Here is a 13158-nt window from a genome sequence, read left to right as displayed (position 1 = left end):
TTTTGTAAAAATTGACCTACAATATTGGCTGGATAAACCTTTTGAAGAGCACATAGAACCGCCACCAAAATTTATACAAGGGGTTCTTTTTTAAAAAACGTAATTTTATATCAATCAACTCAATAAAATAACGCATTTTTACAACAAACAATTTTGTTTAGGACAGGATTGATTATTTATGACAATATTTTTCGCACCTAAACTTTTGAGAGGTGTAGTAATTATAATATCAGAAATATTTATTTTATATTTTAGAAAAAATAGTCCTAAAGTTACGAAACATCTGCAAGAATACGCTCAAGGAATTGGCATTCTTCACAAGACTGTACGTACCGCAATTAATCTAACATCGGTAACAATATTTTTTGGATTGTCTACTATACTCATTACAGGATTAATCTCATTTAGGAATAAACTTCTGTTTCCTGAAAGATTTGAAAATATCAATTATATTTTTGAAAACGTTAAGACTAAATTCGGATCTGAACAAAAAAGCAAAATTCTATATTTTAATGATAAATTTATTTTTGTGGAATTGATTCAGAGTCAAGACAAAATATTTAAAGATGCGCCACCAAGTAAATTGTTGATTTATAAAAGTGAAGATGTGCTATTTAAATAAATTGGATTTTGAAAAAAAATAACAATTAACAAATGGATAAAATATTTGATAAATTATTTGGTGATTTTACAGTAGAGAACTTTGGACTATGGATGAAAGAATTATTTTTGTTTTTCTGGCATCCTACAGATGTTGTTCTTAATATCTCAAATAAAAAACAAAGCGAAATTTTTTCTCAAATGTTTTTTTACATAGTTTTAAGTAATTGATCATATTTTTTAATTACGCAAAAAGATTCAAATTTCAGAGATATTTTTCCAATGTTTATTGATGGATTAATTAGCATTCTTCCAATATTGCTTTTGTTTGCTAGTATATCGTATATTTTCTTAAATATTGTTACTTGTGCGTATATACCGTTGCAAGTAATTGTGTACTCTAATTTCATAAGATTTGAAAATTATACCTTCTTATACTTATCGAGTTTTTTACACACAATATTAGTGCTTTTCATCTGCTTATTTTGGGCTTTTAGTATTGAGATGAAGTTTAAAAAAGCGTTCTTTATGACTGCTTTGGGCTTGGTATTAATTAATATTTTTCAATTTTTGTTTTTTTATGTAAAAATTGATCCTTATTCTATGGATAAATCATTTGAAAATAATGATCCAATATACCAAGATTACAAGTCAATTATTGACAATTTATATTCAAAAGAAAAATATCCAGTTCTTTACATTTACAAAGCAGATGAAATTTTGTCCGATACTACTGCAAATAAAAATTTGAATATTTTATCTGCCATAGGAACACTTGATGGTAAAACCGATAAGATTATTACGAGTTCACATATTACGCAGCAGTATATAAACGATATAAATTTAAATCTTTACAATCTAAAAAAAATAGATAGTGCAGCACATTTTAGGAGGAATCGATTAATTGCAAACAAGTGGTATCAACAATTTTATTCTATTGTGTCAATTATTGAAGAGAAATCTACAAAACAATATTTATTGGAAAATATTAAAAATATGGAGGTAGATTCTTTAAGAAACGTAACTTCAAAAGAAATTTACACACAAAATATTATTGAATTAAAAAATTTAGAGGATTATCACAAAAAAATTATTCAGCATCATAACAATTGTGGAGAAATCTATAGTTTAGGCAATGCAATAATTAATATTCCCGCATATGCACTAGATAATTTATTAGATGTTCTTAAACCACCCAAAATTAAAAAAGAGAGTGTTAGGTTTGACTTTGAACCATTAGAGGACGAATCTTATAAAAAATTCCATTCTAAATAAGTGATTTCTAAATTCATATAATTAGAAGCAGAAAAAATTTTGCCCCAAATCATAGCAACTAAAATATAATATTTGCTACAAATCCTATCTATCTTTACAGCATGAGACTTCATGCTAAAATAATCGAATCTGCATTACCTAAAACAGGTAATAAAATACCATCCATCATCATCCAATTTGTAGATGATAAAGAGAAGCAAGACTTTGAAGTTTTCTGTCCAGATTTTGACCCTTATTATACCAAAATTAGAAAGTGGGACATTTGGGAACTATCAATCAAATGGAAAAGCGAAATATTTACCGATCCAAAGACTGAAGTTAAATCCTACTTTACTCACCTAATTTGCACCAAAGCAACTCCAATTTTTCAGATGGATAAATCGTGATTTTCACATGAGAATCTGTTTTAACTTAGTTTATTTATTACTTCAATCGAAAAATTTGGAAACCACCTGCGTAAATTAATACCAGCCAAGAATTAATATCTGCGTAAAACAATTGTAGCAACCTGCGTAAAATAGATGTAGGATATTTTTAAACCTGCGTTAATTAGCACAAAGTAAACAGATGCACCTGCGTAAAATAAACACAACACCTGCGTAAAAAAGATACAGGATATATTACAAACCTGCGTAAAATAGCACAAGGTAAACATTCAAACCTGAGTAAATTAGACCCACCATATTTCCATAACCTGCGTAAAATAAGTACAGCACCTGCGTAAATTAACTGCAAGTAAAGTATCAACCTGCGTAAAATAAACCCACCTTCATTTCTTCTTCTTTTAAAAGTAAATCAAAGTATTTCTATTTAGATACCAGTGCTTTAGGCATCCTCAATTCAACTTTTTCAGAGTTCTAAAAAAACATCAAATAGATTTAGCAAGATGTGTCTTTGTACCCACAAACTTTTCAAGTTTTGGTTACTAAGACGATCTTGCCTTTTTTGCAAAAAGGGGAAAAACTTCGGAACTCGTTTTTCTTTTTTATGGAAATTTTGGTTGAAGACTCCAGATTACTCCAAATTACTATTATTTACACTTTCTGACTCTCCAAATTACTCCAAATTAATAGTATTTACTTCAAAGCGCTGATACACTGTTGTTTTGCAAAGGTTGATTTCTCAATTTTGCTCCGAAATAATTAATACAAATAGATGAAAAATTGGATTTATGTTCTCTTATGTTTTCTAACGGTTTCTATTCAAGCGCAAGTAGGTATCAATACGCAAACCCCAGAAGCCACGCTTGAAGTTGTAGGAAAACCAGATGATGTCAACCATTTCGATGGAATTATTCCTCCACGAATTACAGGCGATCAACTTGCAGCAAAAATTTATACTACCTCAAAAAAGGGTGCAATTGTATTTGTAAACTCACCACCTTCAAATTTGTCTGGTCAAGTAATTAATATTACTGAAACAGGGCTGTACTATTTTGATGGAACTTTGTGGCAACCATTTGAAGATGATACGCTAGAAGCTGTTGTGAACCGAGGTAATTATTCCCCAAAATTTATTTCATTTATCGGAAGTACTGTGACACCTTCCAGAGATGGAGCTTTAGGAATGAATAAGAATACTTATTCTATGTTTTTTGGAAACATGAATCCAAACCATACCGGAACATACAATATTTCTTATGGTTACGGAGCTTTGCAAAATTTAACCACAGGAAATTCAAATACTGCAATTGGAGCTTTTAGTTTGAAAGGATTAACAATTGGAGACTACAATACTTTTTTAGGTTATGCATCTGGTTATGATTTTTTGAATCCAAATAAAATTGTAACGGGTAGTGTAAATGTAGGAATCGGCAATTCGACATTGCTCTCCATTACATCCGGTTATAAAAATTCAGCTTTGGGGCAAAGTGTTTATAAAAAATTGAGTACTGGTTCTTACAATACTGCAATTGGTCAAAACGCTGGTGCTTTCATTACTACAGAAAATAAAAATGTAATGTTAGGTGCTCAAACTGGAGCTTACGTTAATGGAAATAATAACGTATTTATTGGAACTGGTGCAGGTCATAGCAATACTGTTGACGTAGAAGAAACTGTCAACAATAGACTGGTAATTCATGGAAATTCAAACCTAATCCCACAAACTAACATTTCTGCAGAAAATACTGTTGACCTAAGTGCATCTTGGACAAATGGTTTAATAATCGGCGATTTTGCAGAACGCTGGATTAAATTTAATGGCAGATTCCAGATTAATCCCTCACACATAAGCAATTCCAATGTTTCTTACACCAAGATGTTGGTTTATAATCCTAATGATGGGGAAATTGCTGCAAAAAATTTATCAGAAATTATATCAGTTCCGCAACCACCAACTACAGGAAATTATATTTTAAAATCCATTAACGGTACTATACAATGGGTACTCGAATAAATTTATTACAATCTTTTTTTATTAAGAATGGAGCAGAAAAAAAATGAAATAAAGTTCCGCATTGAAATCGAAAGAAAGAAGAAATGGAAAAAATTCTGTTCAGATAAAAATATTTCTCTCACCAGTTTAATTATCAATTCTGTCGAAGGAAAAATTTTAGAAAATGACAGACGACAGATCATAGCGTTCATTGAAAAACAAGACAATCTATTTGTGAAAATAGAAACCAACATCAACCAAGTTGCAAAAATCGTGAATGGGCAGAAATTTATAAGTGAGATAGAAATGAAGAATTTTTCAAGTCAACTTTTAGAAATAGCAATTCTTAAAAAAAAGCAGAATGAAATGTTTGAGAAAATATATTCCATGCTCGCAAAATGATTGTTAAAATTATGAATGCAGCAGGTTCAAGTTTTCCAGGGGTGAATTACAATGATAAGAAAATCAACAGCGGAAATGGAGAAATAATGTTGATGAAAAACTTTCCTTCATTCATTAATGAAGCAAGCGATAAACAACAAGTCAGAGATTATTTGAGAGCTATTTCAATTGGAAATAAAAAAGTGATAAAGCCACAGTTTCATGCGATGATCTCTACAAAATTTCAGGAGCATAGCAAAGAAGAGCTCACCGAAATAGCGGAAAATTTTATGAAAGAAATGGGTTACGGAAAGCAACCATTTACTGTAGTTTTTCATAATGATACCGATCATAATCATGTTCATATTGTTTCGACCAGAGTAGATAAAACAAGCGGCAAAAAGATAAATGATAGCTATGAGAAATTGAAATCTCAAAAAGCATTAATAAAAATTTTAAAAAAATTATACGCTACAATACCAGAAGAGGAACTTAATAAATTATTGAATTATAAAATCACCACACTCAATCAATTAGAAACTTTGCTTGAAAGAAGCGGATTTAAATTGGTTAAAAATAAGCAAGAGGAAAATGCATTTGACATTCTAAAAAATGGTGTGAAACTGAAAAGCATTAACGGAAACCAAATTATTTTCGATAGCCAGAAAAATGACAATAGGAAAAATCAAATCAAAGCGATTCTGATAAAATATAAAGAAATCTATTCCAATAAAGTATTCAAAGTAGAAGACCGAAGTAGGCAAAATTCTATGCTTCCAGAGGAGAAAAAAAATAATAATGAAAATCATTCAAAAATAAAAATTGAGTTTGAAAGCGAGCTCCAAAAAAAGCTGAAAGATATTTTTGGGATTGATATTGTATTTCATCAAAAAGAAGGATTTGAACCATTTGGTTACACTTTAATCGACCATAAAACAGGTAAAGTTTATAAAGGAAGTGAGGTTTTAAAAATGAATGAATTGTTTGAATTCACATCTGAAAAATTAGATAAAAAGCTTTTTGAAATTCTGAAAGATTACAATGTTCCCAATCAAGAATCCAAAAAGATTCTGTTGGAATTTTTAAAAATAAAATATCCGAAAGCAGAACTAAAAGACTTCATGTTTTTTGAAAACCGGGGAAAGAAAGAACTGGAAACGTATAGAAAAATTCAAAATGAAGTCAAGGATTTTATTAGAACTCAAAAAGGAAAAAACAGCAATGATAATATTTCTATCATAAAAAGCGAAGATGGAAAATTATATGCAGTTCATACCCAGCTTCATTATATTGGAGAATTGAGGTCGTTGATTGGAGAAAATGATTATGAAAGATTTTTAAAAAACGAACACAGAACAGACAAAAATGAAATTACAGAAGCCATAGATGAAATGCTATTTGAATTGATGAAAAGTACTTCAACAGCAAAGGATCCGGCAGAAAACGAACTAAAAAAGAAACGAAAAAGAAGAAAATAGATGATAATCATTTTTGCAACCCAGAAAGGCGGAACAGGAAAAACCACATTGGCAATTGCTTTTGCCAATTACCTTTCGGGAATTTCAGAGCGGAAACTCAATGTTTTCGATTTTGATTTTCAAAAGTCATTTTACCATAAATGGAGAGAAGATGAAGTCTTAGACATTCCAAAATTGTATGAAGTAGAAATCATAGGAGATAATGATACACAAGCGTTTCCAGATTTAGAAACCATCATTGAATTGAGAGATAATGAAGACATTAATTTGTTCGATTTGGCGGGAACACTGGATGTAAAGTACAGCGATTTATTGATTTACAGCAATTTTATCATCATTCCTTTTGAATATTCTGATGTATCTGTAAAATCGACTTTGGTTTTTGTGAACGTATTAGGACAGATAGAAAGTCAGGCAGATCGCATTTTTATACGCTCGAAATACGATAAAAGTTTTAAATATTTGAACCAAGAAGGAATGGATGCAGAATTAGATAGATATGGAAAGTTACTGAAATCGCCAGTTTTTAAAAGAAACTGTTTGCAAACAATTGATACCAGAAAACTGACTTATGAGCAGAAATATGCAATAAGAAATCCATTTAATGAAATAATATGCTACATCAATGAAACCTTGGATACCACTATATAACCCATTAATTCACTACTTCTCAGTAGAAAAAATTTTAAATATGACCACATTTATAATCATTCTCATTGCACTTTACATCCTCTATTATGTAGGAAACATCATTTATGATCTCTTTCTAAAAACCAAATCTACAGCAAAAATAGACGACAACGAAATATTTTCATTAGTAGAATTTGAAGAAGAACACAGAAGCGATGTGAAAATGGTGGGTATTGAAGATGTTGAAAACTTAACGACACCAAAATCATTTTATAGAAAGCAATTTCCAATAGAAATAGTAAGGTCCGAAGAAAGACAAGACATAGATGATTATAGAAGGCGATTTGAGTCTGAACAAAATATCGATTCTTTCGAAGAAGAATCATCTCTCGAACAACCTGAAGAAACAATTGAAGAAGAAGCCGAAGAAGATGTAGAAAATGAAGTTGAAGAAGACCTTTATAATGAAGAAGTCGATCAGCTTGAAAACATAGAAGAACACCTATTAAAACTTGAAAAAGCAAGCAATAATTACTGGGAGAATGTTCTAAATATTGCCTCAAGTTCTGTGCAATTGGTACAAAACTTAAAAGGACACAAAGTGTATCACAGCACTTTAAATAGGTAAACAAATTTAACCCTTAATATTTTTAAACATGATGAATCAAGAATTCAAAAAACACAAAATGATGAAACGATTGCTCACTGCATTTGTAGTCCTTTTATCTGTGAGTCCGGCTTTTGCACAATCTGGTGGTAGTGCAGCTTTAGGAGCAGCAGCAACTACCATTTCTGGTTACATTACCGATTTGGGATTGCTAATCTACGCCATCGGTGCAATTGTAGGAACAGTCGGTGGAATTAGGATTTACAACAAATGGACAAATGGCGACCAAGACATCAACAAAGAAATTGTTGGTTGGGGTGGTGCTTGTATTTTCCTATTGTTGGTTCCAACTTTTATCGCAGCGATATTCTAATGGGATATTTCCTTTATAAGGGGTTGAAAAAACCCCTTATATTTTTCGGATTAAAAGATAAATACATCTATTACGCAATGGGTTCAGCCGTTGGAGGAATCGTAATTGTCGCCATATTTTCATCAATATTTGGAATTTTCGGAATGGTTATCGGAGCTGCACTTGGTGGAACTGGAGTTTTTCTAAGTTACAAAACACAAGATTCAAAAGGGCTTTACAATAAGACAAAAAACGAAGAAGAGTTGCACATCATTCCATCAAAATTCAGAAAAAGTAAAAATTCAAAAATAAAATCTAAGCACTAATTTCTAAAATCTACACATGCATTTAAAGAAACAAACATTTGAGATTCCTTTTATCGGTTATGATTATGGCAAAAGCCACGATTGGAATTTCGATGTGCTTATTGGTCAGTTTGGAAATCCAATTATCGGCATTAAAATTAAAAATATTGTAGAGCAATATTCAGCAGATCCCGATGCTTACTTAAATTTTCATACAGTTTTGAATCAAGTGGTTGCAATTATTGGCGAGAATCATATCGTTCAGAAAGTAGATATTTTCAGTAGAAAAAGATATACCGCAGAAAAGTCTAATGAATTTTTGCAGCAAAAATATTCCGAGCATTTTGACGGACGATTATTTAAAACCATTGACACCCTTCTATTATTCACAGATATTGTTGATCAAAATACCAAAAAAACCAAATACAGTTTTTCTGAAAAAGACTATAAAAAATTAAGAGATAAATGTCTAAAAATTTTCTTGCTTTTATCTCAAAACGACTGCGAACCAGAATTTTTAAAAGAAAAAGATTTTGAACATTATTTGAGTGGAATTTTATCAATGAATTTTGCAGAAACACCCACCTTTGATAATATAAAAGCCACAAACGAAAACCTTGTTATTGGAAACAGATTTGTGAAAACCATCAGTTTTGTAGATGTTGAGAAAATTGAATTGCCCTCTGAAATTGAGACTTATTCCTATTTAGGTGGAAATGGTTCGGCTTCAGAAACTGCGGTAGATAATTTTTCATTTATCAATGAATTGGAGGAATATAAAACCATCGTTTACAATCAAATTATTTCCATTCCGCATCAAGCTTCAAAGCAACGAGAATTAGATAAAAAGAAAAAAAAGCATGAAGGTGTTGCAAATAATTCACCATCAAATGCCATTGTAGCAGAAGAAATAGAAGAACTTTTGCACAATATTGCAATGGACGGACAGCTCATTGTTGATGCTCATTTTTCAATCTCTTACTCGGCAGATTCTTTAGAAAAAATGGAAGAAATTCAATCTCTGATTGAAAATAAGCTTTTCATGAAAGGGATTATCGTTTCACAAAATTCCTACAATCAATTAGAACTATTTCGCTGCTGCCTTCCCGGAAATGCCGTGGAACTAAAGAGTTATGATTTATTTACAACGACAAGCGAAGCTGCCTTGTGTTTTTTTTTTAAAGAAAGTTACCCCGTGAATGAAGAATCAAATTTCTATTTAAGATTTACCGATAGACAAGGAGTTCCCTTGAAAATTGACCCATCAGATTTACCCATGAAAACAGGAAGAATAAATAACCGAAATAAGTTTGTATTGGGTCCGTCAGGATCGGGGAAATCCTTTTTGATGAATAATATTATCGAACAATATCTGACGTACAATTATGATGTAGTAATCGTTGATACAGGAGATTCTTATTCTGGACTTTGTGCGTATAAAGGCGGAAGATACATCCAATACACCGAGGAAAAGCCGATCACAATGAATCCATTTTTAATGGATAAAGAAGAGTTCAATATTGAAAAAATTGAGTTTTTGACCAACCTAATTTTTTTGATTTGGCAAGGAGCAGATGCAGCCATGAGTTCTACGCAAAAATCAATTTTAGATAATGTGTTGATGTCCTATTACCACCAGTTTTTTAATGGTGGAAGTACTTGGTTTGAAGAAAAAAGTTCTGAAGAACTGTTTCAATATTTACGCAAATATAATATCCACGAAGAAGATATTCACGCTGAATATGAAAGCGAGATCAGAGAAAACCAAACCTATTATGATATTTTAGAAATTGCTTTTGATGCTTCTACAGAAACCATTCGAGAAAAAGGCAGAAAGATGATTAGTTTTTATCATCCCGATAAAAATATTAATAATCCGGATTATGATGCTACCAAATTTTATCAGGTTTTTGAAGCTTATGAAACTTTAACTGATGAGACTAAAAGAAAAGTGTACAATGAAACACAACTAATTCTTACCAAAGCAAAATCTGTAATAAAAAGACCAGAAAATACCAGAGAATGGAATGATGCCATTAAAAAAGCACTTATAAAAAAGATAGTTCAACTTGAAGAAAAATTAAAAGTTCAAGAACTTTCCTTTAATAGTTTCTATGATTATTGCGATCAATTTCTGCCGATTTATTTGAACAATAAAAAGCATAAAATTGATGAAACCGAATTTAAACTTCGCACTTTTTTATTCGTTTTAAAAGATTTTTACAAAGGTGGAAGATATGGAACAACTTTGAATGAAAACGCCGACAATACTTTGTTTGATGAAACATTTATCGTTTTTGAAATTGATAATGTAAAAGACAACCCGAAACTATTTCCAATCGTAACATTGATTATTATGGATACGTTCATCCAGAAAATGCGATTGCGAAAAGACCGTAGAAAAGCATTGATTATAGAAGAAGCTTGGAAAGCAATCGCTTCAAAATTGATGGGAGGATATATTCTTTATCTCTATAAAACTGTAAGAAAATTTTGGGGAGAAGCAGTTGTGGTAACACAAGAGTTGGATGACATTATCGGAAATACGGTGGTAAAAGATTCAATTATTAATAATTCCGACACTTTTATATTGCTCGACCAAACTAAATTCAAAGATAATTTTGATAAAATCTCTTCACTTCTTTCACTCAATAAAGTAGAGCAAAACAAGATTTTTACCATCAATAATCTCAATAATAAATTCGGAAGAAGCCGATTCAAAGAATTTTATTTAAAGCGAGGATCAAAAGGAGAAGTCTATGGAAATGAAGTTTCCTTGGAGCAATATTTAACCTACACGACTGAAAAACCAGAGAAAATTGCCATTGAATATTATGTGCATCAATTGGATAATTATGATGGAGCACTTCAAATATTCATCAAAGATTTTCAAAAACTCGATGATAAAATGGAAAATATGGTTGGCTTGGTTAATCTCTACAAACAGCCATTAGATGAAAATGTACTTGCTTATTATCAACAAATAAAAAACAAATTCCAAGACCAAAACATTCTGAAAATCATTGGGCAGGAAATGCAAGACAGAGGATTAAACTTAAAAGAACTCATTAACTCAAAATCTTACCAATATGAAAAAGTTTAGCATTATTCTCCTGGTTATAGTTGGAAATTTCGTTGTTGCACAAAACACTTACATCGATGTAACCACAACACTTGCGTTGAAATTATATTCTGATAATCTTGAGAATCAGCAGGAAAAAACAATCACCCAACAAACAAAATTGCAGCAAGCGCAAACATGGGTCGGAACTCAAATGGTAGTTGCCAACAACATTCAAAATAAAGTTCTAAAAGGTTTAAATGAAGTTTCTGGAACACTGAAAAATGGTGTTCAAGTGATTGATATTTATAACGAATTAGATCGCTGTTTACAGTATTCCAGTGATATTGTTACGCTCACAAGTAACAAACCACAATATGCAGTATTTGGCGTAAAAGCATCTCAAAAAGCGTACGAACAAGTGATAAAATTAACAACTGATGTCACAGATTTATTAAAACCAGGAGAATTAAATCTTGCAACTGCGGGAGATCGTTACAAATTACTTTTTGCAGTTTCTCAAAATGTAACCATGCTCAAAATATGGTTGCTCGCTACAAAATTAAATATTGAAAGAGCCATAAGATTAGGATGGTTTCAATCTATCAATCCATTTCAAGGTTATATCAATACCGATATGAGTATTGTTCAAAACATCATGTGGACGTATAAAAATAGATTTTAATCTAAATAAAAGCACAATGAAAAATAGAATTATCCTTTCAATTCTGCTTCCAACAGTTTATGTTTTAATCACTTCATCTGGCGGAAATCCGACACCACCTTGGGAAAAAGAAAATGTTTCATTTCCAATGATGAATCAGGAGATTCGACATACCATGCAAGAAAATGAGCGGCAAAAAACTATGAAAAATTGGCAAAACACCAATGTTGCAACAGAAGTGGTTAATAAAAAACAATGGGAAAAATTTAAGGAAACCACGACTAAAATTCAAGACCGATTAAGGATTGTAGATTTTGCAATGCAGGCGATTCCAACAGGATATGCCATTTTTTTAGAAAGTCAAAAAATACAAGATATACAGTCGAAAATTATTACAGAAATCCAAACTGCACCTTATTCACTCGTAGTTGTTTTGCCTGCAGAAATCAAATTTGTAGATGATATGCAAATGATTGTGAGATTATTGACAGGCATTGTGCTTTCCTATGGAGCAATCAATCAAATGGAAAAAGCAGAACGAAAAATTTTGTTGGAATATGCTTTAGGAGAAGTGGTAAATCTTCGCAGAGATTCTCTTTTCATGCTCATGAAAATAAGAGACATCAAGCGAAAAGTAGAATGGACAAAATTTGTAGTTCTCAATTATATCAACAAGGATAAACAGATTGTAGAATCAATAATGAGTCATTTTTAATACTAAAATTGAAAACATAAATTCAATCATCCCACAAAAAAATCATTAAAATGTTCAAAAAAATATTATTTCCATTCATTCTAATTTTCGGCGGATTAACTTCTGTAGAAGGGCAAACTGTGGTGCTGAACGATAAATTATTAACACAATTAACCAAAAATCAAGGAGTTCGTTTGGCGAGCAATGAATCATTTTTAAACTCATACGAAAAGCAGAAAAAATTATACGATGATATCAATCAAAAAATTGCACAAGTAGTAGCGATACAAGAATTCATCTATGATAAATTAACCAATATCAATTCCGCAATTATGCAGGGAAAACAGTTGTATTATTTATCACAAACTTTTGGACAAATTGGTGTGAATGCCAATGATGTTCTCACACTTACGGCTCAATATCCAGAATATGCAATTTTACTAAATCGGTTTTATATCGCAGCAGCACAAGAACTTATCAAAATGCAAAGCGAATTGGTGAATGATATTCTTCACGAAGAAAATGATTTTCTGATGGATCCTTATGATCGACAAGTACTCATTCAAAATTTATCTACGAAAGCACAAATGATTAATGGCTATTTAATCTGCATAAAAATCAGATTAAAAAACGCTAAAAAAATCCCATACATTTATTAAATCCCAACCATTAACACTTATGTAAACCTTGATAGAGCAATTGTGAAGGGCATTATGATCAAATATAAGTTCATTT

At 31.1% G+C, this 13158-nt stretch carries 14 protein-coding genes; all 14 read left to right on the top strand.

The annotated features are described in order from the left end of the window. The first annotated feature begins 205 nt into the window (after window positions 1-205). The 14 genes from HNQ03_RS07380 to HNQ03_RS07315 all read left to right on the top strand — a co-directional run bounded on the left by HNQ03_RS07380 (window position 206) and on the right by HNQ03_RS07315 (window position 13082). Window positions 206-622, top strand: coding sequence for a hypothetical protein (locus HNQ03_RS07380; RefSeq protein ID WP_226927459.1), 417 nt, complete (start codon window positions 206-208; stop codon window positions 620-622). A gap of 482 nt (window positions 623-1104) precedes the next feature. Further along, a complete protein-coding gene (locus HNQ03_RS07375; RefSeq protein WP_173779025.1) occupies window positions 1105-1875 on the top strand; it encodes a hypothetical protein in 771 nt (256 codons plus the stop codon). Between the two features lie 101 nt (window positions 1876-1976). Beyond that, on the top strand, window positions 1977-2261 hold the full coding sequence (locus HNQ03_RS07370; RefSeq protein WP_173779024.1) for a hypothetical protein: 285 nt from the start codon (window positions 1977-1979) through the stop codon (window positions 2259-2261). A gap of 769 nt (window positions 2262-3030) precedes the next feature. Beyond that, window positions 3031-4272, top strand: a complete 1242-nt coding sequence (locus HNQ03_RS07365; protein ID WP_173779023.1) for a hypothetical protein — start codon at window positions 3031-3033, stop codon at window positions 4270-4272. A gap of 27 nt (window positions 4273-4299) precedes the next feature. Continuing rightward, window positions 4300-4653, top strand: coding sequence for a hypothetical protein (locus tag HNQ03_RS07360; protein ID WP_173779022.1), 354 nt, complete (start codon window positions 4300-4302; stop codon window positions 4651-4653). After that, window positions 4650-6110 carry a relaxase/mobilization nuclease domain-containing protein gene (locus HNQ03_RS07355; RefSeq protein ID WP_173779021.1) on the top strand — a complete coding sequence of 487 codons (1461 nt, stop codon included), beginning with the start codon at window positions 4650-4652 and terminating at the stop codon, window positions 6108-6110. Before HNQ03_RS07360 ends, HNQ03_RS07355 begins: the two co-directional genes overlap by 4 nt. After that, on the top strand, window positions 6111-6761 hold the full coding sequence (locus tag HNQ03_RS07350) for a ParA family protein (protein WP_173779020.1): 651 nt from the start codon (window positions 6111-6113) through the stop codon (window positions 6759-6761). Between the two features lie 40 nt (window positions 6762-6801). Further along, window positions 6802-7368, top strand: coding sequence for a hypothetical protein (locus HNQ03_RS07345; protein WP_173779019.1), 567 nt, complete (start codon window positions 6802-6804; stop codon window positions 7366-7368). Window positions 7369-7396: 28 nt separating this feature from the next. Further along, the gene (locus HNQ03_RS07340; protein ID WP_173779018.1) at window positions 7397-7720 is read left to right on the top strand and encodes a DUF4134 domain-containing protein; all 324 of its coding nucleotides are present in this window, start codon (window positions 7397-7399) and stop codon (window positions 7718-7720) included. A 23-nt stretch (window positions 7721-7743) separates the two neighbouring features. Then, window positions 7744-8025 (top strand): DUF4133 domain-containing protein, encoded by a 282-nt coding sequence (locus tag HNQ03_RS07335; RefSeq protein WP_382404999.1) that lies wholly within the window; start codon window positions 7744-7746, stop codon window positions 8023-8025. A gap of 16 nt (window positions 8026-8041) precedes the next feature. Continuing rightward, window positions 8042-11107 carry a TraG family conjugative transposon ATPase gene (locus HNQ03_RS07330; RefSeq protein WP_173779016.1) on the top strand — a complete coding sequence of 1022 codons (3066 nt, stop codon included), beginning with the start codon at window positions 8042-8044 and terminating at the stop codon, window positions 11105-11107. Further along, a complete protein-coding gene (locus HNQ03_RS07325; protein WP_173779015.1) occupies window positions 11094-11750 on the top strand; it encodes a hypothetical protein in 657 nt (218 codons plus the stop codon). The genes HNQ03_RS07330 and HNQ03_RS07325 overlap by 14 nt, the downstream gene beginning before the upstream one ends. A gap of 16 nt (window positions 11751-11766) precedes the next feature. Continuing rightward, window positions 11767-12444 carry a hypothetical protein gene (locus HNQ03_RS07320; RefSeq protein WP_173779014.1) on the top strand — a complete coding sequence of 226 codons (678 nt, stop codon included), beginning with the start codon at window positions 11767-11769 and terminating at the stop codon, window positions 12442-12444. A gap of 50 nt (window positions 12445-12494) precedes the next feature. Continuing rightward, window positions 12495-13082, top strand: coding sequence for a hypothetical protein (locus HNQ03_RS07315; protein WP_226927458.1), 588 nt, complete (start codon window positions 12495-12497; stop codon window positions 13080-13082). Window positions 13083-13158 lie beyond the last annotated feature (76 nt).

The sequence above is a fragment of the Frigoriflavimonas asaccharolytica genome, assembly GCF_013294015.1.
GTDB classification, from domain to species: domain Bacteria; phylum Bacteroidota; class Bacteroidia; order Flavobacteriales; family Weeksellaceae; genus Frigoriflavimonas; species Frigoriflavimonas asaccharolytica.
The sequence above is the reverse complement of the archived record's forward strand: the minus strand, read 5'-3'. Positions and strand labels throughout refer to the sequence as shown.

Bases quoted from the DNA above. Each gene is read 5' to 3' on its own strand.
- HNQ03_RS07375 (WP_173779025.1), top strand. From the start codon at position 1,105: ATGAAGTTTAAAAAAGCGTTCTTTATGACTGCTTTGGGCTTGGTATTA.
- HNQ03_RS07370 (WP_173779024.1), top strand. From the start codon at position 1,977: ATGAGACTTCATGCTAAAATAATCGAATCTGCATTACCTAAAACAGGT.
- HNQ03_RS07365 (WP_173779023.1), top strand. From the start codon at position 3,031: ATGAAAAATTGGATTTATGTTCTCTTATGTTTTCTAACGGTTTCTATT.
- HNQ03_RS07360 (WP_173779022.1), top strand. From the start codon at position 4,300: ATGGAGCAGAAAAAAAATGAAATAAAGTTCCGCATTGAAATCGAAAGA.
- HNQ03_RS07355 (WP_173779021.1), top strand. From the start codon at position 4,650: ATGATTGTTAAAATTATGAATGCAGCAGGTTCAAGTTTTCCAGGGGTG.
- HNQ03_RS07350 (WP_173779020.1), top strand. From the start codon at position 6,111: ATGATAATCATTTTTGCAACCCAGAAAGGCGGAACAGGAAAAACCACA.
- HNQ03_RS07345 (WP_173779019.1), top strand. From the start codon at position 6,802: ATGACCACATTTATAATCATTCTCATTGCACTTTACATCCTCTATTAT.
- HNQ03_RS07340 (WP_173779018.1), top strand. From the start codon at position 7,397: ATGATGAATCAAGAATTCAAAAAACACAAAATGATGAAACGATTGCTC.
- HNQ03_RS07330 (WP_173779016.1), top strand. From the start codon at position 8,042: ATGCATTTAAAGAAACAAACATTTGAGATTCCTTTTATCGGTTATGAT.
- HNQ03_RS07325 (WP_173779015.1), top strand. From the start codon at position 11,094: ATGAAAAAGTTTAGCATTATTCTCCTGGTTATAGTTGGAAATTTCGTT.
- HNQ03_RS07320 (WP_173779014.1), top strand. From the start codon at position 11,767: ATGAAAAATAGAATTATCCTTTCAATTCTGCTTCCAACAGTTTATGTT.
- HNQ03_RS07315 (WP_226927458.1), top strand. From the start codon at position 12,495: ATGTTCAAAAAAATATTATTTCCATTCATTCTAATTTTCGGCGGATTA.